This window comes from Kitasatospora sp. NPDC018619 (assembly GCF_044391605.1).
Classification (GTDB): domain Bacteria; phylum Actinomycetota; class Actinomycetes; order Streptomycetales; family Streptomycetaceae; genus Kitasatospora.
On record NZ_JBISAI010000004.1, the window covers coordinates 212,734 to 234,011 of the forward strand.

Annotated in this window: 15 protein-coding genes and 1 tRNA gene; 7 read left to right on the top strand and 9 right to left on the bottom strand. The window is 73.6% G+C overall.

Translation table 11 applies throughout. The annotated features are described in order from the left end of the window. Positions 1–34: 34 nt before the first annotated feature. Positions 35–871: a class E sortase gene (locus ACH5AR_RS08175; RefSeq protein ID WP_396300533.1), complete on the top strand. Its 837-nt coding sequence runs from the start codon at positions 35–37 to the stop codon at positions 869–871. A 148-nt stretch (positions 872–1,019) separates the two neighbouring features. On the opposite strand, the gene pknB is transcribed toward ACH5AR_RS08175, so the two are convergent. The 6 genes from pknB to ACH5AR_RS08205 all read right to left on the bottom strand — a co-directional run bounded on the left by pknB (position 1,020) and on the right by ACH5AR_RS08205 (position 9,504). Then, positions 1,020–3,143, bottom strand: coding sequence for a Stk1 family PASTA domain-containing Ser/Thr kinase (gene pknB / locus ACH5AR_RS08180; RefSeq protein WP_396300534.1), 2,124 nt, complete (start codon positions 3,141–3,143; stop codon positions 1,020–1,022). Positions 3,144–3,402: 259 nt separating this feature from the next. After that, complete coding sequence (locus ACH5AR_RS08185) at positions 3,403–4,860, bottom strand: peptidoglycan D,D-transpeptidase FtsI family protein (protein WP_396300535.1); 1,458 nt, start codon at positions 4,858–4,860, stop codon at positions 3,403–3,405. Next, complete coding sequence (locus tag ACH5AR_RS08190) at positions 4,857–6,236, bottom strand: FtsW/RodA/SpoVE family cell cycle protein (RefSeq protein WP_396300732.1); 1,380 nt, start codon at positions 6,234–6,236, stop codon at positions 4,857–4,859. The genes ACH5AR_RS08185 and ACH5AR_RS08190 overlap by 4 nt, the downstream gene beginning before the upstream one ends. Before the next feature lie 160 nt (positions 6,237–6,396). Next, positions 6,397–7,989 carry a PP2C family protein-serine/threonine phosphatase gene (locus ACH5AR_RS08195; protein ID WP_396300536.1) on the bottom strand — a complete coding sequence of 531 codons (1,593 nt, stop codon included), beginning with the start codon at positions 7,987–7,989 and terminating at the stop codon, positions 6,397–6,399. 53 nt (positions 7,990–8,042) lie between these two features. After that, positions 8,043–8,591, bottom strand: a complete 549-nt coding sequence (locus ACH5AR_RS08200; protein ID WP_396300537.1) for an FHA domain-containing protein — start codon at positions 8,589–8,591, stop codon at positions 8,043–8,045. A gap of 46 nt (positions 8,592–8,637) precedes the next feature. Then, positions 8,638–9,504, bottom strand: coding sequence for an FhaA domain-containing protein (locus ACH5AR_RS08205; RefSeq protein WP_396300538.1), 867 nt, complete (start codon positions 9,502–9,504; stop codon positions 8,638–8,640). A 421-nt stretch (positions 9,505–9,925) separates the two neighbouring features. Here ACH5AR_RS08205 and ACH5AR_RS08210 point away from each other — a divergent pair. After that, positions 9,926–10,009, top strand: a tRNA-Leu gene (locus ACH5AR_RS08210). 83 nt (positions 10,010–10,092) lie between these two features. Here ACH5AR_RS08210 and ACH5AR_RS08215 read toward each other — a convergent pair. Both ACH5AR_RS08215 and ACH5AR_RS08220 read right to left on the bottom strand, forming a co-directional pair. After that, positions 10,093–11,238: a sensor histidine kinase gene (locus ACH5AR_RS08215; protein WP_396300539.1), complete on the bottom strand. Its 1,146-nt coding sequence runs from the start codon at positions 11,236–11,238 to the stop codon at positions 10,093–10,095. Beyond that, positions 11,235–11,888 (bottom strand): response regulator transcription factor, encoded by a 654-nt coding sequence (locus ACH5AR_RS08220; protein WP_224283230.1) that lies wholly within the window; start codon positions 11,886–11,888, stop codon positions 11,235–11,237. The genes ACH5AR_RS08215 and ACH5AR_RS08220 overlap by 4 nt, the downstream gene beginning before the upstream one ends. 330 nt (positions 11,889–12,218) lie before the next feature. Between ACH5AR_RS08220 and ACH5AR_RS08225 the strand changes: the two genes are divergently transcribed. Both ACH5AR_RS08225 and ACH5AR_RS08230 read left to right on the top strand, forming a co-directional pair. After that, positions 12,219–14,048, top strand: a complete 1,830-nt coding sequence (locus tag ACH5AR_RS08225) for a phosphatidylglycerol lysyltransferase domain-containing protein (RefSeq protein ID WP_396300540.1) — start codon at positions 12,219–12,221, stop codon at positions 14,046–14,048. 276 nt (positions 14,049–14,324) lie between these two features. Next, positions 14,325–15,017, top strand: a complete 693-nt coding sequence (locus ACH5AR_RS08230) for a hypothetical protein (RefSeq protein WP_396300541.1) — start codon at positions 14,325–14,327, stop codon at positions 15,015–15,017. Positions 15,018–15,071: 54 nt separating this feature from the next. Here the strand turns inward: ACH5AR_RS08230 and ACH5AR_RS08235 are convergent, their stop codons facing one another. Then, positions 15,072–17,876 (bottom strand): SpoIIE family protein phosphatase, encoded by a 2,805-nt coding sequence (locus ACH5AR_RS08235; RefSeq protein WP_396300542.1) that lies wholly within the window; start codon positions 17,874–17,876, stop codon positions 15,072–15,074. 214 nt (positions 17,877–18,090) lie between these two features. Between ACH5AR_RS08235 and ACH5AR_RS08240 the strand changes: the two genes are divergently transcribed. The 3 genes from ACH5AR_RS08240 (at position 18,091) to ACH5AR_RS08250 (ending at position 21,275) form a co-directional block, all read left to right on the top strand. Further along, a complete protein-coding gene (locus ACH5AR_RS08240; RefSeq protein WP_396300543.1) occupies positions 18,091–19,308 on the top strand; it encodes a rhodanese-like domain-containing protein in 1,218 nt (405 codons plus the stop codon). Between the two features lie 93 nt (positions 19,309–19,401). Continuing rightward, complete coding sequence (locus ACH5AR_RS08245; protein ID WP_396300544.1) at positions 19,402–20,064, top strand: DUF5819 family protein; 663 nt, start codon at positions 19,402–19,404, stop codon at positions 20,062–20,064. Further along, positions 20,061–21,275: an HTTM domain-containing protein gene (locus ACH5AR_RS08250; protein ID WP_396300545.1), complete on the top strand. Its 1,215-nt coding sequence runs from the start codon at positions 20,061–20,063 to the stop codon at positions 21,273–21,275. Before ACH5AR_RS08245 ends, ACH5AR_RS08250 begins: the two co-directional genes overlap by 4 nt. Positions 21,276–21,278: the final 3 nt, after the last annotated feature.

Here is a 21,278-nt window from a genome sequence, read left to right on the forward strand (position 1 = left end):
CCCGGCCGTCCGGCCCGGAGGGGGAGCACCGCAGATGCAGGACGAGACCGCGCAGTCGGCCGTACCGGGGCAGGAGGCCCTCCCCCCGCCCGAGCCGCGGGCCGGGCAGGGCCGGAGCCGGGCGCTGGCCGCGCTCGGGGTGTTCGGGGAGCTGCTGATCACCCTGGGCCTGGTGCTCGGCCTGTTCGTGGCGTACTCCCTCTGGTGGACCAACGTGCAGGCGGACGCCGCGGCCTCGGCGGCCGGCGACCGGCTGCGCAGCAGCTGGGCCGCGGGCCCGCAGGCCGGCTCCCCGGCGCCGACCGGCACGGCACCGGCCCCCGGTGCGTCCGGGGCCCCGGCGACCCCCGGTGCCGCGCCCGCGCCGTGGCAGTTCGCGGCCGGGGAGGACGTCGGCTTCCTGCACGTCCCGGCGATGGGCCGGGACTACCAGGTGCTGATCCGGATGGGCACCTCCACCGACGTCCTGGACGACGGTGTCGCGGGCGTCTACGAGCAGCCGTACAGGGCGGCGATGCCGTGGGACGAGCAGGGCAACTTCGCGCTGGCCGCCCACCGGGACGGCCACGGTGCCAGGTTCCACGACCTGGACGCCGTGCACCGGGGCGACGCGGTCGTGGTCGAGACCCGGGACAAGTGGTACGTCTACAAGGTCGACAACACCCTCGCCGAGACCTCCAAGTACGACACCGGCATCGTGGCGCCCGTCCCGGCCCGCTCCGGGTACACCGGGCCCGGCCGCTACATCACCCTGACCACCTGCACCCCGGTGTACACCTCGCGCTACCGGATGGCCGTCTGGGGCAGCCTGGTGCGGGTGGACGAGATGGACGCCCAGCGCACCCCGCCGCCGGAGCTGCGGCGCCCCTGACGCCCGCTCCGGGCCCCGGGGAGGCGCCGGGGGTGGGGGGAGGACCGGAAGACGCCCGAGGGCCCGCCGCAACCGCTGCGGCGGGCCCTCGGGCGTGCTCCGTGCTGCTCGTCCCCCCGGTCAGCCGAACCAGGGGAATACCGGAGGCTTAGTGGTCCCCTTTGGGGGGTGTGGTGGTGGGGTCGCCCCCTTTGGTCGGCTCGGCCGCCTTGGTGTAGAGCTGGATCTGGGTGTTCGGGTCGACCTGGGTGCCGGCCGGCGGGTTGCTCTGCTGCACGGTCGCGTTCGGGTCCGAGGGACCGCTGACCACGACGTAGGTCAGGCCGAGCTTCTGGAGCTGCGTCCCGGCGTCGCCCAGCTTGACGTTCTGCAGCGGCGGGACCTGCGGCTTGTCCTGCGCCTTGTAGACGGTCAGCGTGATCTTGGTGTTGGCCGGGGCCTTGGTGTTGGCCGGGACCGACTGCGAGGCGACGGTGTTGACCTTGCTCGGGTCGGGGGCGGGCACGGTCTTCGAGGCGTCCACCTGGAAGCCGAGGCCCTGGAGGGTCGCCGTGGCGTCCTCCTTCTGGGAGCCGACCACGTTCGGGACGGACACCTTCGTCTTGCCCTGCGACACCGTCAGCTTGACCGGGGTGCTCGGGTCGACGGCCGCGTTGGCCGCCGGGTCCTGGGCGGTCACGGTGTCCTGCGCGGCGTTGTCGTCGTCCTTGTACTCGGTGGTGACGTTGGTGAAGCCGAGGTCGGCGAGCGCCTTGGTGGCCTGGTCCTTGGGCTTGCCGACCACGCTCGGGACCTGCGCCTTGGCCGGGCCGGAGGAGACCTGCACCGTGATGGTGGAGGTCTCGACGACCTGGGTGCCCGGCGCCGGGTTCTGGGTGCAGACCTGGTCCTTCTTGACGTTGGTGTCCGGGCAGGCGATCTTGTCGCCCTCGGTCACCACGAGCTTGGGCCCGGAGCCGGCGGCGGCCGTCCTGGCCTCCGCGAGCGTCTTGCCGACCAGGTTCGGCGCGGCGACCTTCGCGGGCTCCTTGTCGCCCTTGCTGCCGAACATCGCCTGGGCGACGAAGAAGGTGCCGACCAGGACCAGCACGGCGGCCACCGCCAGCACGATCCAGGAGGTGTTGCTCTTCTTCGGCGGGTCCTCGCCCCGGCGGCCCCCGCCGCGGCCGTAGCCGTCCTCGTAGCCGTCGTTGCCGCCGCCCGCGGCACCGGCGTAGCCCTGGCCGTAGCCGTCGTCCTGGTAGCCGCCCTGCTGCCCGTAGCCGGGCTGCCCGGCGGCCTGCGGCAGGACGGTGGTCGGGCCGCCGCCGGGCTGCTGCGGCAGCACGTTGGTCTGGCCGTACGGGTCGTGCTGCTGCGGGTAGCCGTTCTGGTCGTAGCCGTAGCCGGCCGGGCCCATGCCGTACGCGGCCTGCTGGGCGGCGGCCACCGGCAGGCCGTCGAGGAAGCGCTCGATGTCGTCGCGCATCTCGTCGGCGGTCTGGTAGCGGTAGTCGCGCTCCTTGGCGAGCGCCTTCAGCACGATCGCGTCGACCTCGGGGCGCACCTCGGGGTCGAAGACGGACGGCGGCTGCGGCTCCTCCCGGACGTGCTGGTACGCCACCGCGACCGGCGAGTCGCCGACGAACGGCGGGCGGACGGTCAGCAGCTCGTAGAGCAGGCAGCCGGTGGAGTACAGGTCGGAGCGGGCGTCGACCTGCTCGCCCTTGGCCTGCTCGGGGGAGAGGTACTGGGCGGTGCCGATGACGGCCGAGGTCTGCGTCATGGTCATTCCGGCGTCACCCATCGCACGGGCGATGCCGAAGTCCATGACCTTGACGTTGCCCTGCCGGGTCAGCATCACGTTGGCCGGCTTGATGTCGCGGTGCACGATGCCGGCCCGGTGCGAGTACTCCAGGGCCTGGAGGATGCCGATGGTCATCTCCAGCGCGCGCTCGGGCAGCAGCCGGCGGCCGGAGTGCAGCAGCTCGCGCAGGGTGGACCCCTCGACGTACTCCATCACGATGTACGGGATGGAGATGCCGTCGATGTAGTCCTCGCCGGTGTCGTACACGGCGACGATGGCGGGGTGGTTCAGGGACGCCGCCGACTGCGCCTCGCGGCGGAAGCGGGCCTGGAACGACGGATCCCTGGCCATGTCGGCCCGGAGCGTCTTCACTGCGACGGAGCGGCCGAGTCGGGTGTCATGGGCGAGGTACACCTCGGCCATGCCGCCGCGTCCGAGGACGCCGCCGAGCTCGTACCTGCCGCCGAGGCGACGAGGCTCTTCCATAGTTCCGACCCTCTCCCTCACCCGCCGGTGAGGTTGTGACGTAGGTGTCCCCGCACGCTCTGGGTGACGCCGCGCGGTCCGCGACCGGTTCTCCGGCCGGGCCGTGCGGTGCCTCGCGGGCGGCAACGGGCACACCCGCTGCTGGCGGATACGCTACCGGTCGGACCGCAGCGGACCGGAGTCAGCCGTCGGCCGATACCAGACCGGTATCCGGACGGGACTGTCGATCGTGACGTTCCCCTCACCCGGATCCGCGCTCCTACTTGCCGAGTGCGGCCTGCATCACCGCCTTGGCGATCGGGGCCGCGAGCCGGCCGCCGCTGATGCCGTCGCGGTTCTGCGAACCGTCCTCGACGACCACCGCGACCGCGACCGACTGGCCGTCCGGGGTCTTGGCCCAGGAGGTGAACCAGGCGAACGGCAGCCCGGCGTTGTCCTCGCCGTGCTGCGCGGTGCCCGTCTTGCCGCCGACCTGGAGGCCGGGGATCTGGGCGTTCTTGCCGGTGCCGTTCTCGACCACCGAGACCATCAGGTCCTGCATCTTCTGCGCGGTGGCCGGGCTCATCGCCTGGGAGAACTGCTTCTCGGTGTGCTTGGAGACGGTGGTCAGGGTGGCCGAGCGCTCCTGGTCGACCAGGTACGGCTGCATCAGGCTGCCGTTGTTGGCGATCGCCGCCGCGACCATGGCCATCTGGAGCGGGGTGGCGCGGGTGTCGTGCTGGCCGATCGAGTCCTGGGCGGTGCCGTCCAGGCTCGGGCTGTCCGGGAAGACGCTCTTCTCGGAGCGGACCGGGGTGTCGATGGTGCTGTTGAAGCCGAACTTCTCGGCCTGCGCCCGCATCCGCTCCTTGCCGAGGTCCGCGCCCATCTTGGCGAAGACCGTGTTGCAGGACTGGTCCATGCCGGACTTGACGGTCGCGTTCTCGCAGCGCTCGTTCGGGCTCTCGTTCTTCAGCTGGGTGGTCGTGCCGGGCAGGACGTAGGGCTCGGGCGTCTCGGTGGCGTCGTCGATGCTCTGGTACCGGCCGTTCTCGAACGCCGCGGTCGCGGTGACCAGCTTGAACGTCGAGCCGGGCGGATAGGTCTCCTTCAGCGCCCGGTTGAGCATCGGCTTGTTCGGGTCCGCGTTGAGGTCCGTCCAGGCCTTGGTGTCGGCGGCCTCGCCGCCGGCGAAGGTGCCGGGGTCGTACGACGGGGTGGAGACCAGCCCGAGGATCGCACCGGTCTTCGGGTCGAGGGCGACCACCGCGCCCTTCTTGTTGCCCATCGCGTCGAAGGCCGCCTTCTGGACCTTGGCGTTGATGGTGGTGACGACGTCGCCGCCGCGCTTCTGCTCGCCGGTCAGCATGTCCAGGGTGTTGCGGAAGAACAGCCGGTCGTCCGTCCCGGAGAGGATGCCGTCCTCCAGGTTCTCCAGCTGGTTGGAGCCGTAGGCCTGGGAGGAGTAGCCGGTCACCGGGGCGTACATCGGGCCGTCGACCCAGGAGCGCTTGTACTTGTAGCGCAGCCCGTCGACGAAGTCCGACTTGGTGACCGGCTGGCCGCTGACGATGATGTTGCCGCGCGGGTGGGCGTAGCGGTCGTACAGCTGGCGCTTGTTGTTCTTGTTGGTCGCCCAGGACTCGGCCTGGACGCCCTGCACCCAGTTGGTGCGCACCATCAGGGCCAGGATCAGGACGAGGCAGAAGATCGAGACCCGGCGGATCGGCTTGTTCATCGGGCGGGTCCTCCCTGGCCCTCGGTGGCGGCCGGGGCCGGTTCGGCCCCGGGGCGGCGGGCGCTGTCGCTGATCTTCAGCAGGATCGCGACCAGCGCCCAGTTGGCGACCACGGACGAACCGCCCTGGGCGAGGAACGGCATGGTCATACCGGTGAGCGGGATCAGCCCGGTGACACCGCCGGCCACGACGAACACCTGGATCGCCATCGCCGAGGAGAGGCCGACGGCGAACAGCTTGCCGAACGGGTCCCGGGCGGCGAGCGCGGTGCGCAGGCCGCGCTGCACCAGCAGCGCGTACAGCAGGAAGATCGCCATCAGGCCGGTCAGCCCGAGCTCCTCGCCGAAGGAGCCCAGGATGAAGTCGCTCTTGGCGGCGAAGGCGATCAGCCAGGAGCGGCCCTGGCCCAGCCCGGAGCCGGTGACCCCGCCGGAGCCGAGCGCCATCAGCGACTGGCCGATCTGCTCGGTGGCGCCCTTCGGCGGGTTGGCGCTGAAGGCGGCCATCGGGTGGAGCCAGGCGTCGATGCGGACCTTGACGTGGCTGGCGGTCGAGGCGACCGCGACCGCGCCGCCGACCGACATCAGCAGGCCGAACAGGATCCAGCTGGTCCGCTCGGTGGCGACGTAGAGCATCACCACGAACAGGCCGAAGAACAGGAAGGACGTGCCCAGGTCGTTCTCGAAGATCAGGATCAGCAGGCTGAGCAGCCAGATCACGATGATCGGGCCGAGGTCGCGGCCGCGCGGCAGGTACAGGCCCATGAACCGGCGGCTGGCCAGGGCCAGGGCGTCCCGCTTGACCATCAGGTAGCCGGCGAAGAACACCGTGAGGACGATCTTGGCGAACTCGCCCGGCTGGATGGAGAAGCTGCCCAGCCGGATCCAGATCTTGGCGCCGAAGTCCTCCGCCCGGGACGGGAAGAAGGCCGGTGCGGCGAGCAGGACGAGCGCCACCACCATCGAGATGTAGGTGAAGCGCTGGAGCACCCGGTGGTCCTTCAGCAGCACCATGACCGCGATGAAGCCGGCGATCCCGAGGCCCGACCACATCAGCTGGTTCTCGGCCGCCGGGTAGTTGCCGCGCAGCAGCTTGCCCGCCTTGTCGAGCCGCCAGATCATCACCACCCCGAGCCCGTTGAGCAGGGTGGCGATCGGCAGCATCAGCGGGTCCGCGTACGGCGCGAAGCGGCGCACCAGCAGGTGCGCGACGACGGCCAGGGCGCCCATGCCGAGCCCGTAGCCGAGCATGCCGGTGGGCAGCCTGCCGTCCATCGCCAGGCCGACGTTGGCGTAGGCGAGGACCGGCAGCAGCACCGCGAAGACCAGCAGGGCCAGCTCGGTGTTGCGCCGGTTGGGAGTCTCCTGCGGGGAGATCGTGGTGGTGTCCCGACGGCGGGGGGCGGCGCGTTCGGCCGCCGCCCGCCGCCGGCCGGACCGGGTGGGTTCCTGGCTCAGGTCGTAGCTGCTCACGTGGTGACCGCTCCCAGACGGCCGGCAAGCCCGCCGAGACAGGCCCTGTGTCGGATCACGGGAGTCACTGCTTCGGGCAGGAGTTGGCCCGGCTGAGTTCCTCGTCGGTCAGTGGAGGCTGGTCGCCCTGCGCGCCCGCCGCCGGAGGGGTGGCGGTCGGTGCCGGTACGGGCGCCGCCGGGGTGGTCGGTGCGGTGGAGGGCCCGGCGGACGGCGTCGCCGCGGCCGGGCCGCGGTTCTTCTCGGTCGGGGTGGGCGTCGCCTGGTACGCGGCCTGGGTCGCCTGGGTGGCCGGCGGGGTGACCGGGGTGGTCGCCTTCGAGACCTTCTGGCAGAGCTGGACCCAGCCGTCCAGCTCGTTGACCGTCGACTGGGCGTCCTTCATGCTGCCGACCGAGATGGTCTTGCGCACGTGCGCCTGCTGGTCCTCGGGCAGCCACTTCAGCTGGATCCGGCTGTACGAGGAGTGCACCGAGGACAGGCTCAGCCCGGCCAGGTTCTGGTTGATGCCCTGGTAGATCGCGACGTGGTCGTCCTGGGCGCCGACGTAGTACTGGTCCTGGGTCCACTGGTAGCCGAACCAGCCGGCGCCGCCGAGCAGGCCGAGCGTGACCAGGACGGCCAGCGAGACCGTCAGGCCCTTGCGGCGGCGCTTCGCGGGGCGCTCCCCGTCGATCCCCTCGGCGCCGTACACCGACGGCTCGCCGGAGGCGTACTCGCCCTCGTAGCCCTCGGCGGGGCCGAAGCCGCCCTGCTCCGGGTAGCCCTCGGCCGGGCCGAAGGCGCCCTGCGGGCCGCGGCCGAGGCCGGCGGCGCGGCCGGCCGGGGTGTCGGCGATCGAACGGTCGGCGGCGGCCGAGGACGGCGGGGCGTCGGCGACCGCGCCGACCACCACCGGGACGTCGTTGAACTGGCCGCTCATGGTGTCCGTGGCGCCGACGTCGATGACGTCCGCCACGATGCAGGTGATGTTGTCCGGGCCGCCGCCGCGCAGCGCGAGCTGGATCAGCTCCTGCACGGTCTGCTCGGGCGAGTAGTAGCTGCCCAGGGTGTCCTGGAGGGTCTGGTGGCTGACCGGGCCGGAGAGGCCGTCGGAGCAGATCAGGTAGCGGTCGCCGGCCCTGACCTCGCGGATCGACAGGTCGGGCTCGACCTGGCCGCGGCCGTCCAGCGCCCGCATCAGCAGCGAGCGCTGCGGGTGGGTCTCGGCCTCCTCGGGCGTGATCCGGCCCTCGTCGACCAGGCGCTGCACCCAGGTGTGGTCCTGGGTGATCTGCACCAGGGAGCCGTCGCGCAGCAGGTAGGCGCGGGAGTCGCCGACGTGCACCAGGCCCATCCGCTGGCCCGTCCACAGCATGGCGGTCAGGGTGCAGCCCATGCCCTCCAGCTGCGGGTCCTCCTCGACCATCTGCCGGAGGCGGTCGTTGGCGCCCTGGACGGCGTCGCCCAGCAGGGTCAGCAGGTCGGCGCCCGGCACGTCCTCGTCCAGCCGGACGATCGAGCCGAGCACCTCGGAGGAAGCGACCTCGCCGGCCGCGGCACCGCCCATGCCGTCGGCCACGGCCAGCAGCCGCGGCCCGGCGTAGCCGGAGTCCTCGTTCCCCTCCCGGATCAGTCCCTTGTGGGAGCCGGCGGCGAAGCGCAGCACCAGGGTCATGCGACCTGTGCCCCCCTCTGGGTCATGGACGGGATGCTGTCCCTCATGCGCTACTACTTCCGCAGTTCGATGACGGTCCTGCCGATACGGATCGGCATGCCCGGCTGGAGCGGGGTGGGCGCGGTCAGGCGCTGCCGGTCCAGATAGGTGCCGTTGGTGGAGCCTAGATCCTCGACCGTCCACTGCCCAGTCTGATCCGGATAGATCCTGGCATGCCGGGAGGACGCGTAGTCGTCGTCCAGCACGATGGTGGAGTCGTGCGCGCGGCCGAGCGTGATGGTCTGGCCCTGGAGCGCCACCGTCGTCCCGGCCAGCGAGCCCTGGACCACGACGAGCTGGGTCGGGCCGCCGCGGCGGCGCCCCCCGCCGCCCTGGGTCTGGCCGGCCGCCGGGCCGCTCTGGGCCGGTGCCGCGGCGCGTGCGGCGGTCGCGGTGGCCGAGCCGCCGCCGGCCGTCGCGGCGTTCGAGCCGCGGCGGGAGGAGCGCGGGTTCACCTTGGTGCCGAACAGGTCGCTGCGGATCACCTGGATCGCGACGATGACGAACAGCCACAGCACGGCCAGGAAGCCCAGCCGCATGACCGTGAGGGTCAGTTCTGACATGACCGTCCCGCCAGTCGGTGAGCGAGGCGCGCGAACAATTCGGACACTACCCTTCGACCTGCCGGTAGACGATGGTGGTGGAGCCCACGACGATTCGCGAGCCGTCGCGGAGCGTAGCGCGCTGGGTGTGCTGTCCGTCCACCACGATGCCGTTGGTGGACCCCAGGTCGAGCACCATCGAAGGGGTGCCGGGCCGGATCTCGGCGTGCTTGCGGGAGACCCCGGGGTCGTCGATCCGCACGTCCGCCTCGGTGGAGCGGCCGAGCACGCAGGCCGAGCCGGTGATCTGGTGCCGGGCGCCGTTCACCTCGACCCAGCGGCGCATCCCGGCACCGCCGTGGCCGGCGCCCGGGAAGGCGCGGACGTTGCCGCCCGCGGGTGCGGGCGGACCGGGGGGCATCGCGGGGGGCGCGGCCGGCGGCGGGGGCGCGCCGTACTGGCCGGCGCCGGTCTGCTGCCACGGTGCGCCGGGCGCCGGAGCGGCCGGCGGCCGGTCGTAGCCGGGCTGCGGCGGCGCGTACTGCTGCTGCGGGGGCTCCTCGGCGGCGAGGGTGCGGCTGCGCACCCGGTACAGCCCGGTGTCCAGGTCGTCGGCCTTCTCCAGGTTCACCTGGAGCGGGCCCATGAAGGTGTACCGCTGGGCCTCCGCGTACTCGCGGACCATGCCGGCCAGTTCGGTGCCGAGCTGTCCGGAGTAGGGGCTGAGCCGCTCGTGGTCGTGCGGGCTCAGCTCGACGATGAAGTCGTTCGGCACGACGGTGCGGTCGCGGTTCCAGATGCTCGCGTTGTTGTCGCACTCGCGCTGCAGCGCCCCGGCGATCTCCACGGGCTGGACCTCGGACTTGAACACCTTGGCGAAGGTGCCGTTGACGAGACCCTCGAGCCGCTGCTCGAACTTCTTCAGCACTCCCATGGGGCACCCCCTTCCAGGGTTCGTTCGCCTGCCTGCCGGCCGGATCCCGCCCGGGACCCGGTCGCGCCTCCTACTTGCGGTACTTCCGTACTGATCGTATCCACGCCGGGCCCTTCCGTACGGTTCCCGGACCGTGTGGTGCCCGGGGGTGGGCTCGGACACACAGGGTGACGCATGTCGGGCACGGCACGCCAGGCGTGCCCGTCGGAGCGCCCTTCCGACAGCCGTACGGGCGTTCGTCGGGCATCGGTTCGGATGCCGTCGGCCGCCCCGGACAACGGATTCGGAGCAGCCCCCGGGGTCGTGCTAATGTTTTCCACGTCGGAAGGGCCGCCCGGAAGGGAGGCCGGTCCAGGAAGTGCGAAGTACCGATGGTACCGAGCGGTTCGGAAGATCGGCCGGCAACGAGGACAACACCCATGCGCGGGTGGCGGAATAGGCAGACGCGCTGGATTCAGGTTCCAGTGCCCGAAAGGGCGTGGGGGTTCAACTCCCCCCTCGCGCACAGCGAAGCCCCGCAGATCTACGGATCTGCGGGGCTTTCTCGTTCTCCCCCGCGGCCCGGCCCCGACGGCCGGGGCGGGCGGATCAGCCGCGGTCGGCCGGGAGTTCGGCGCGGACCTCGAAGCCGCCGTCCGGCGTCGGCCCCGCGGTCAGGGTGCCGCCCAGCAGCTGGGCGCGCTCGCGCAGGCCGACCAGGCCGTGGCCGCCGCCCGGCAGGGTCTCGGCCGGACGCACCGGCGGCGCCTCGTTGCGGACCTCGACCCGCAGTCGGCGGCCCTTCGCCCGGACCCGCACGTGCACCGCCGCCTCCGGGGCGTACTTGGTGATGTTGGTGAGCGCCTCCTGGACGGTGCGGTAGGCGGCCCGCTCGACCGCCTCCGGCCACGGGCGGTCCCCCGGGACGAGCTCGGTGTCGGCGGCCAGGCCGCTCTGCCCGATCAGCCGGGGCAGGTCGGCCAGCCGCGGCTGGGGGGCCAGCGGGGCGTCCGGCAGCCCGCTGGTGCCGCGCAGCACCCCGACCATCTGCCGCAGTTCGTCCAGGGTCCGTACGGACAGTTCGCGGATGGTGCGGGCGGCGGTCACGGCGGCCGGGTCGGAGCTGCTCACCTGGAGCGCGCCCGCCTGGATGCTGATCAGGCTGACCTGGTGCGAGACCACGTCGTGCATCTCCCGGGCCAGCCGGCCGCGCTCGCTGATCAGCACCCGCTCGGCCAGCAGCCGGCTCTCCCGCTCCTGGCCGCGGGTCAGCTCGTCCAGCCGGGCGGCCAGCTCCCGGCGGGTCCGGGCGAGCAGGCCGGTGGCGGCCGGCCCGGCGGCCAGCATCACGGCCTGGATGGCGTCCAGCGCGGTGGCGCGGCTGAGGTCGAGGACGTCCACCGGCAGCGGCCAGTGGAAGAACTCGACCAGGGCGAACAGGATGCCGCAGGGGACCACCACCCGGGGGCGCTGGCGTTCGGCGGCCACCGAGTAGACGGCCGTGATCGGGGCCAGCCAGATCTCGTCCACCCAGCTGCCCGGCATGGTCAGCAGCAGCGCCGTCACCGGGAAGCGGCGGCGCAGGAACAGGGCGACGGCGGCCAGCGTGGACAGCGCCACCTGCCACCAGGCGGCCTCCCGGGCCACCAGGGCCGCGTCCAGCAGGGAGTACAGGACGGGCAGCAGCACCATCAGCCAGGGGGCGGTGCACCAGGCCGGCAGCCGTCCGGAGGGCAGTTGGTCCGCGGTCGTCATGCCCCGTCGCCGGGCTTGGGCCGGACCAGGCCGGCCCGGTGGGCCAGCACGGCGGCCTGGACGCGGTTGGCGGCGCCGAGCTTGCCGAGGATGGCGCTGATGTGGTCCTTGACGGTGCCGGTGCCCAGGAAGAGCCGGTCGGCGATCTCGGCGTTGGACAGGCCCTCGCCGAGCAGCGAGAGCACGTCGAGCTCGCGGCCGGTGAGGGTGCGGGCGAGCGCGGTGGCCTCGGCGTCCGGGCCGCCGCCGTCCACGTAGCCGCCGATCACGGTGCGGGTGACGGTCGGGGAGAGGATGTTGCCGCCGGCCGCGAGCACCCGCACGGCGTGCACCAGCTGCTCCGGGGCGGTGTCCTTGAGCAGGAAGCCGGCCGCGCCGGCCCGCAGCGCGGTGCCGATGTACTCGTCGGTGTCGAAGGTGGTGAGCATCGCCACGGCGGGCGGGTCGGGCAGGGCGCGCAGGCGGCGCAGCACCGAGATGCCGTCGAGGTCGGGCATCCGGATGTCGAGCAGCACCACGTGCGGGCGCAGCCGCTGGACGTGTTCCTCGGCCTGCCCGCCGGAGCAGTCGCCGACCACCTCCAGGTCGGCGGCGGAGCCGACGATCAGGCCGAGGCCCGAGCGGACCAGGATCTCGTCGTCGACGATCAGCACGCGGGTGGTGGTGATGGTGCCTCCTCGGTTCGGGCGGCCGGGTCGGGGCGGTCCGCGTGGGTCGTTTCGAGAGTAGGGGCAGCGGGGGCGGGGTGCCGAACGTTCGGCGGCGGGGACCCCCGCCGTTCGGCGGGGGTCGGAATCCGCTACCCGGTTCACGCGATTCTCAGGTTCCGTGAGGAACCATGGAGTTGGCTGACCCTTTTCCGGCCGCTTCTCGATCCGGGTGGTCGGGCGGGTCACCGGTCAGTCCGTCGGGCCCGAGCGGGCGCCCGGCGCCGGGCCGTTGCGGATGCGCCCCACCATCTGATCGTTTGGAATTGAGCTGTGTCGTCCACTGTGAAGTCGGAGCCGTCCGCCACCTCCCAGGGGCCCCGGCCCGAAGGGGCGCTCGACCGCTGGCGGCCGAGGGCTGCCGCGGCCTCCGTCTGGTACCTGCGGCTGATCGCGCTGCTGAACGTGGCGACGGTCCTGCTGGTGCCCTTCCGGGACCAGGTCTACGAGCACAACGAGGGCGAGTACTTCACCCCGTACCTGATGACCGCCGGCCTGGCCAGCGCGGTGCTGTCGGTCTTCCTCGCGATCGCGATGCGGCGCCGCAAGCGGGCCGCGTGGATCTTCAACACGGCGCTCGGCGGGATGTTCTCGCTGCTCTACCTGGCGGCCATGGTGGTGCCGGACGAGCGCTTCAACCGGCACCCGCTCAACTACGTCTCCACCGTCCTGACCTGCCTGTTCGTGCTGGCGCTGCTGATCGGGCGCAAGGAGTTCACGTCCAAGGGGGACAGCTCCAACCCGAAGACGGCGGCGGCCACCTTCGTCGGCGGGCTGGCGTTCGGCGGTGCGGTCGGCGCGCTGCTGGTCTGGCTGACCAACGAGCTGTCCGGCGCCGGGTTCTGGGACCTGTTCCGGTACTCGGTCGGCCGGATGATCACGATCACCCCGTCCGAGCACCTGCGCTCGGTGATCGCGGCGCCGACCTGGGTGAACGCCGCGATCAACGCGATGGGCGCGGTGCTGTTCCTGCTGGTGCTGTACGTGGCCTTCCGCAGCCCGCGCGGCAAGGAGCTGCTGACCGTCGAGGACGAGGCGAAGCTGCGCGGCCTGCTGGACAAGCAGGGCGAGCGGGACTCGCTCGGCTACTTCGCGCTGCGCCGGGACAAGGCGGTGGTCTTCTCCCCCAGCGGCAAGGCGGCGGTCACCTACCGGGTGATCGGCGGCGTCTCGCTCGCCTCCGGCGACCCGATCGGCGACCCGGAGGCCTGGCCGGGCGCGATCGACGCCTGGCTGTCCGAGGCCCGCGAGCACGCCTGGGCGCCGGCCGTGATGGGCGCCTCCGAGGAGGCCGGGGTGATCTACGCCCGGCACGGGCTGGACGCGCTGGAGCTGGGCGACGAGGCGATCGTCGAGCTGGACGAGTTCTCGCTGGACGGCCGCGCGATGCGGGTGGTCCGGCAGGCCTACAACCGGGTCAAGCGGGCCGGGTACACCGTGCGGATCCGCCGCCACGAGGCCATCTCGGAGACGGAGATGGCCGAGCTGGTGGCGAAGGCCGACGAGTGGCGCGACGGGGCGACCGAGCGCGGCTTCTCGATGGCGCTCGGCCGGCTCGGGGACCCGGGCGACGGCCGCTGCGTGATGCTGGAGTGCCACGACGGGGAGGGCGAGCTCAAGGCGCTGCTGAGCTTCGTGCCGTGGGGCCCGGACGGGCTCTCGCTGGACCTGATGCGCCGGGCCCGGGACACCGAGAACGGCCTGATGGAATTCATGGTCATCGAGCTGCTGCAGCGCGCCGACGAGGTCGGGCTGAAGCGGGTGTCGCTGAACTTCGCGATGTTCCGCTCGGTCTTCGAGCGCGGTTCGCGCCTCGGCGCCGGACCGGTGCTGCGGTTGTGGCGATCGATCCTGGGATTCTTCTCGCGCTGGTGGCAGATCGAGTCGCTGTACCGCGCGAATGCCAAGTACCGGCCGATCTGGGAACCGCGTTACCTGCTCTTCGAGAAGAGCAGCGAGATTCCGCGGATCGGCATCGCGAGCGCGCGCGCCGAGGGATTCATCGTCGCGCCGAGCCTGCCCGCCCTGTTCCGTCGCCGGCACGCCCGGACCGCCGTGGTGGCGCCCCGGCTCCCGGCGGCGGCCCGGGACGGGAAGGGGTAGCCCTCCGTCGGGGGGCGGAGGGGACCGGCCGGTCGAAATGGGGGGCCGATGGGGGTATTGCCTCCCCCCAGAGGATGACCCGGCTCCACATCCGTGCCGATGTGGCTTTGTCAAGAGGCTTCTAATGTGGAGTAGACGAGAGTTCGGGGATTCGGAGAATCGGTTGTGATGCACAGGACCCACGCGGGGGGCGTGCGAAAGGGGCCGCTGGCAATCGCCGGTTCGGCCGCTGTCGCCGAGTGGGGAACGTTGTACGCGACGGTCCGGGACGCACTGGTGCGGAAGAAGTTCGCCGCGGTTCCGCTGGCCACCGTGGCGACGTTTCTGATCCTGCTGTTCAGCGTCGTCCAGCACCTGCCGGGCGGCGAGCGTTTCGTGAACAACATCGGGGTGGTGCGGGCGGCGCTGCCGCTGGAGGTCTCGCTGCTGCGGACCCCGCTCTCCCTGTACGTGCCGGCGCTGGACCTTCCGGTCTGGGGGGCGCTGGCCCAGGTGTTCGTGGTCTTCGCGATCGCCGAGATCGTGCTCGGCCGCCGGATGACGCTGCTGGTCGCCTACGCCTGCACCCTGGCGGGCACGCTGTTCGCCCGGTTCGGCGTGGCGATCGGGCCGCACCACGTGTTCGGCTTCCCGAAGTGGGTCGCCTACGTGCGGGACACCGGGCCCTCGGCCGCGGTGGTGGCGCTGGCGATCTGCATCGCGTTCCGCTGCCGGGCCTGGTTCACCGGCGGGCTGGTGGTCGCGGTGATGATCGGCGAGGCGGTCGTGCTGCCGAACCTGGCCGGTCTGGAGCACGTCGTCGCGGTGGTCACCGCGCTGCTGATCGCCGTCTCGGTCGAGGTCTTCGGGGACTTCTGGCCGAGGGTGCTGGCCGGGGTCGGCGCCGCCGCCTCGGTGGCCGCGGCCGCCTCGCGGGAGGTCGCGGTGGAGGCCCGGCGGCGCCGCTCGGCGGGGGCCGTCATCCCCTGATCCCGGCGCTCCCCTGGCCCCGGCGTTTCTCTGGCCCTGGCGTTGCGCGGGCCGTCAGGCGCGCGGGAGCGGGAGCTCGAACCAGACGACCTTGCCCACCGCCTTGCGGGCGGTGCCCCAGCGTTCGGCGAGCTTGGTGACCAGGGTGAGGCCGCGGCCGGTCTCGCCGAGCTGCTCGGCGGGCTCCAGCGAGGGCAGGTTGTGGTTGTCGTCGCTGACCTCGACCAGCAGCTTGTCCACCCGGATCAGCTGGAGCTTCACGGTGTCCCGGGCGACCCGGACGGCGTTCGTCACCAGCTCGCTGACCAGCAGTTCGGTGGTGTCGCTGAGCGCCTCCAGGTGCCAGCCGGCCAGCTGCTCGCGGACCAGCGAGCGGGCCCGGCCGACCTCGCGGTGGTCCACCCTGAGGTCCCAGGTGGCCACCTCGGACGGGGCGACGCCGTCGAAGCGGGCCACCAGCAGGGCGACGTCGTCCTTGCGGTCGTCCGAGTGCAGCCGCCGCAGCACCACGTCGCAGGCCTGCTCGGGGCTCTGCCGGGGGTCGATCAGGTTGCCGCAGAGCGCGGCCAGGCCGGCTCCTATGTCCCCGCCCCGGACCTCGACCAGGCCGTCGGTGCAGAGCACCAGCATCGAGCCGTCCGAGACGTCGATGGTCTTGGCGACGAACGGCACCCCGCCGACGCCGATCGGCGCGCCGGCCGGGATCTCCAAAAGCTCGCCGCTGCCGTCGGGGTGCACCAGGACGGGCGGCACGTGGCCGGCGCTGGCCAGCTCGCAGGTCCGGTTGATCGGGTCGTACACCGCGTACAGGCAGGTCGCGAGGTGGTCGTCGCCCAGCTTGTGGGCCAGGTTGTCCAGGTGGCGCAGCAGCTGGCCGGGCGGCAGGTCCAGGGCGGCGAGGGTCTGCACGGCGGTGCGGAAGCGGCCCATCGCGGCCGCCGAGTGCAGGCCGTGGCCCATCACGTCGCCGACCACCAGGGCGACCCGGCTGCCGGGCAGCTGGATCGCGTCGAACCAGTCGCCGCCGACCTCGGCCTTGGGGTCGCCGGGCAGGTAGCGGTGGGCGATCTGCACGCCGGGGATCTGCGGCGGCCGGGTCGGGATCATCGAGCGCTGCAGGGTGGTGGCGACCCTGGCCTCGGCGCGGTGCAGCCGGGCGTTGTCCAGCGAGAGCGCGGCGCGGACGGCCAGCTCCTTGAGGGTCGCCGCGTCGCTCTCGTCGAAGGGGGCGCGGTCCGGCAGCCGGAGCAGCTTGAGGATGCCCAGGACGGTGCCGCGGGCGGACAGCGGGACGACCAGCATCGAGCGGCCGGTGACCACCGGGGCCAGCCGGGCGCCGCCGAGCGCGATCGCGTAGTCGACCGCGACGTCCGGGCTGACCACCGGGACCAGCACCGGCTGGTTGAGCTGGAGGGCCATCCCGGGCGGGGTGCGGCGGGGCATGCTGACCAGCGAGCCCTCGGAGAGCACGTGGTCCCAGGCGCCGCCGCCCTCGTTGTGGACCAGGGCGACCCGGCGCAGCATGGTGGCGTCGTCCGGGCGGGCGGCCGGCAGCTCGGAGTCCGCGATCAGCCCGTCCACCAGGTCCACGCAGGCGAAGTCGGCGACCCGGGGGACCAGCACCTGGCACAGCTCGTGGGCGGTGAAGCCGAGGTCCAGCGTGGTGCCGACCTTGCCGCCGACCTCGTTCAGCAGGGCCAGCTGCTCGCCGGCCTGCCCGTTGGTGAGGAAGGGGCCGAGCCGGCCGCCGGCCGGGCCCTCGCCGCCGGCCGGGGCGGGGACCGGGACGGCGGCGGTCGGGGCCCGGCGGGCGGCGCCGCGCGGCGGACGGCCGTCGGCGGGCGGTTCGACGGCTCCCGCGGCGGGCGGGGGCACCTCCCGCCCGCAGAAGGGGGACGGGACGGACGGGCCCGTGGGCGCGCCGCCGCCGACCGCGGCCACCGGCCGGGCGGGGGAGGGGACGGCGGGCTCGGCGGCCTCGCGCTGGACGGGCAGCGGGCCGGGCGGCCGGCGGCCGGGGGCGCCCTGCTCGGGCTGCGGCGGCGGGCCGACCCGGGCGGCGCGCTGCTGGGGCGTCGGATAGCGGCGGCCGAGCCCGGCGGCCGCCTGCGCCGTACCGGTGGGGGCGTCGGCGGGCAGCACCGGCAGCACGGTGGCCGGGTCCAGCCGCAGGGCGGGCAGGCCGCCGTGCTCCAGCGCGGCCAGCAGGGCCGCTCGGCGGGCGGCGGGCAGCAGCCGGGCGAGCGGCTCGGGCACCGGGCCGGCCGGGGCGAGCGCCGGGGCCAGGGCGTGGAAGCCGCCCCGGACACCGGGCGCGGTGGCGAAGGGGAGCAGCCGCTCGCCGAGCGCGAGCCGCGGCCCGGCGGAGCGCAGCGGGCGGGCGTCGGCGGCCAGGGCCAGCAGGCCGCCGGACGGGCCGGGCAGCGGGTAGGCCCACCAGAGCACGTCGCGCTGGTGCTCCTCGCGGTCGGTGACGGTCAGTCGGCCCGCCCAGGGGCGGCCGTCGGCGGTCCGCTCGGCGAGGGTGTCGAAGGCGTCGCAGGGGCGGCGCACCGAGCAGCGTTCGAGCATCCGGGAGTCCAGGGCGGGCAGCAGGCCGGAGGCCGGGCGGTCGTGGGCGACCTCGGCGCGGTGGCCGAACAGCTCCTCGGCGGCCCGCCCCCAGTACGCGATCCGCCCGGCCCGGTCGACCAGGACGGGGGCGAGCCGGACCAGGGCGGCCACACCCGTCGGGTGGTCGCCCGGCGCGGTCCCGTCGCCCGCCGGCCGCGGTGTGGAGTTGGACTCGGCCACCATGGATCCGCTCTGCTCCCGCCTGGCCGCCGCGCGCGGGGCGGCCGTCTCTCCGGAGGAAGACACGCTGTGCGGATACCAGCGAAGCACGGACCGGGCCGGGCTCGACACCGAAACGGGGAGATTCCTCAGGATCGGTTGCGTGTCGTGCTCCGCACGCCGGTCGGTACCCCCGGTTCACCCGGACGGGGCCCCGCCGCACGGCGGTAGGGTGGCAGGCCGGACCGCCCGTACGGGTGGACCGCAGGACGCAGCAGGCCGGACGAGACAGAGGCGAGAAGTGAGCGCGCAGAGCCCCGCCCGCTGGACGGACCCGGAGCAGCAGGCACTGGAGGAGCGGGTCGCCGCCGCCGAGCTGGCCTGGCTCAGCATGGACGTCGACGTGCAGACGCTGCGCGTGGAGATCGACAACTTCGCGCTGATCCACCACCAGCTGCTCGGCCCGCTCTACACCCGGCTGGACGAGCTGGACGCGCTGGTCGCCGAGGCCGTGGCGGCCCGCACCGGCCGGCCGGAGGACCTGCGCCGGGCCGCCGAGGCGCGCCGGCAGGTCGAGGAACTGCCCGACCTGGACGCGCTGTTCGACTCGGTGCGGGAGCAGTCCGGCCAGGATGGCGAGCCGGCCCCGCCGCCCGCCGCGCCGCAGCGGGTGCGGCCCGGCCGGGAGGCCCAGCGGATCTACCGCGAGCTGGTCCGCCGCGCCCACCCCGACCTGACCACCGAGCCGGCCGAGCAGCGGCGCCGGGCCGCCTTCCTGGCCCGGGTCAACGAGGCCTACGCCTACGGGGACGCGGCCGCACTGGAGGCGCTGGCCGCCGAGTGGTCCACCGCTCCGGAGGCCGCGCCCGCCGTCGACGCCCCGGACCGCTCGGACTGGCTGCGCCGCCGGCTGGACTGGTTGACCGCGAAGATCGCCGAGACCGCCGCGGAGCAGGTCCGGCTGGAGCAGACCCCGATGGGCCAGCTGCTCGCCCTCGCCCCGCAGGACCCGGACCGGCTGCTGGAGCAGCTCGCCGAGGAGCTGCTGGCCAAGGCCGCGCAGCGGCAGGCCGAGCTGGAGCGGCTGCTCGGCGGCCCGGCCCCGGCGGACGGACCGGCCCGCGGTGCCCCCGCCGCGGCGCCGGTGGGCGACAATGGCACGCACCCCAGCGAATCCCAGGAGAGCCACACGATGTTCCCGCAGATCCCCTCCGCCGACGCCGCCGCCGTGCCCGCCGACGCCGTCCTGCTGGACGTGCGCGAGCAGGACGAGTGGGACGCCGGCCACGTGGACGGCGCGCTGCACATCCCGATCGGTGAGGTGATCGCCCGGCTCGGCGAGCTGCCGGACGGGAAGCTGTACGTGCTCTGCCGGGTCGGCGGCCGCTCCGCGCAGGTCGTCCAGTACCTGGTGCAGCAGGGGCGGGACGCGGTGAACGTGGACGGCGGGATGTACGCCTGGCAGGACGCGGGCCGTCCGATGGTGAGCAGCACCGGCCAGGAGGCCTTCGTCCTCTGACGGGCCGCCGGGGGCACCCCCGTGGGGCAGGATGGGCGCGCGCGAGCGCGCCGGCACCGGGCCGGTGGCGCCCGCCGACCGGGCGGGGAGGCCATGACCGAGACGACGGACCGACCGGCCGCCGGGCGGGCGTGGTCCCGGCCGGCGCAGCTGGTCCTCGGTTTCGCCGGGGTGGTGCTGGCCGGCGGCACCGGGCTGTTCCTCGCCGCGGTGTTCCTGCACGTGGCGCCCGCCAACCCGGTGTCCCGGCAGTACCGGGACGAGCTCGACGGCGTGGTGTACCCGGAGTTCGAGCAGAACTGGAAGCTGTTCGCGCCCGACCCGCTCCAGCAGAACGTGACCGTGGACGTACGGGTCCGCACCGTCGCGCCCGGCGGGGCCACCCGCACCCACGACTGGATCGGCCTGACCGCCCAGGACATCGCCGCGATACGGGGCAACCCGGCGCCCAGCCACGTCGAGCAGAACCTGCTGCGCCGGGCCTGGGACTTCTACGACGGCTCGCACGACCCGCAGGACGAGGCCCCGGCCTCGCCGCGCGGCCGGCTCGCCGAGCAGTACCTCAAGCGGATCGCCCTGCAGCGGATCGGCCGGGAGGCGGACGGCGAGCGGGTGCTGGAGATCCAGTTCCGCTCGACCGCGGCCACCGTCGCGCCGCCGTCCTGGGCCGGGGAGCCCGCGCCGCCGGCGCCCCGGGTGCGGGAGCTGCCGTGGTGGCCGGTCGCGGACGAGGACTACCGGGGGCTGCTCGGATGAGCGAGGCGACGGCGCGGGTCGAGCCGCCCGGGGCGGCGGCGGCGCCGCCGGGGCAGGCCGGGGCCGGTGGGGCCCGGGCCGGGCGCGGGCCGCGGGCGCCGCTCGGGCGGGCGGTGGAGGCCTTCACCGGGCGGGCGCTCGGCCGCCACCAGGCCGCGGCGGTGCGGATCGGCTTCGGGCTGGTCTGGCTGGCCCACCTGCTGCGCGAGTGGCCCCACCGCCGGGTGCTGTACGGCGACCGCTCCCCCTGGTCGGCGGACCTGGCCGAGCGGCTGCTGGCCGACAACGGGGCGTTCACCGTGCTGCCCTGGTTCGGCGGCCGGCTCTGGTCCGAGCTGGTGTACCACCTGGCGGTGCTGGCCGCCCTGGCCGTGCTGCTGGGCTGGCGGACCAGGGCGAGCACGGTGCTGTTCCTGGTCACCGTGCTGTCCCTGCAGAACCGCGACGTCTTCCTGGGCGACGGCGGTGACAACGTCGTCCACCTGATGGCGGTCTACCTGGTCTTCACCCGCTGCGCCGAGGTGTGGTCGCTGGACGCCCGGCGGCCCCGGAGCGGGCGGGCGGGGGTGGTGCTCTGGGCGGTGCTCGGGGGCGTCCTGGCGGCCTGCCAGTGGGGCGGCTTCGCGGGCGACAGCCTGACCTGGACCGACCGGGCCTTCCCGTACGCCGGCTGGTCGCCGCTGTTCTGGGGGCTGTGGGCGGTGGCCGGGCTCTGGTGGGTGCTCGGCCGGCTGCGGCCGGACGGCGAGCCGCGGGCGGTGCTCGACGCGCTGGCGAACATGGTGCACAACTGCGCGATGCTGGTGATCGCCGTCGAGGTGGTGCTGATCTACGCCACGGCCGGCTGGTACAAGGTGCAGGGCTCGCGCTGGCAGGACGGCACCGCGCTGTACTACCCGCTGCACCTGGACTACTTCACCCCCTGGCCGGGGCTGTCCGCACTGGTCGGCTCGGCGCTGCTGCCGGTCTTCCTGGTCTCGTACGGCACCGTGGTCCTCCAGGTGGCGTTCCCGTTCGCGCTGCTCAACCGGCGGGTCAAGAACGTCCTGCTGGGCGTGATGGTGCTGGAGCACGCGGGGATCGCGGTGGTGCTCGGGCTGCCGGTGTTCTCGCTCGCGATGATCGCGGCGGACGCCGTCTTCCTGCCGACCGGGGCACTGCTGTGGGCGGCGGCGCGGCTGAGCCGGGCCCGACGGAGGACTCCTGTCTAGGAT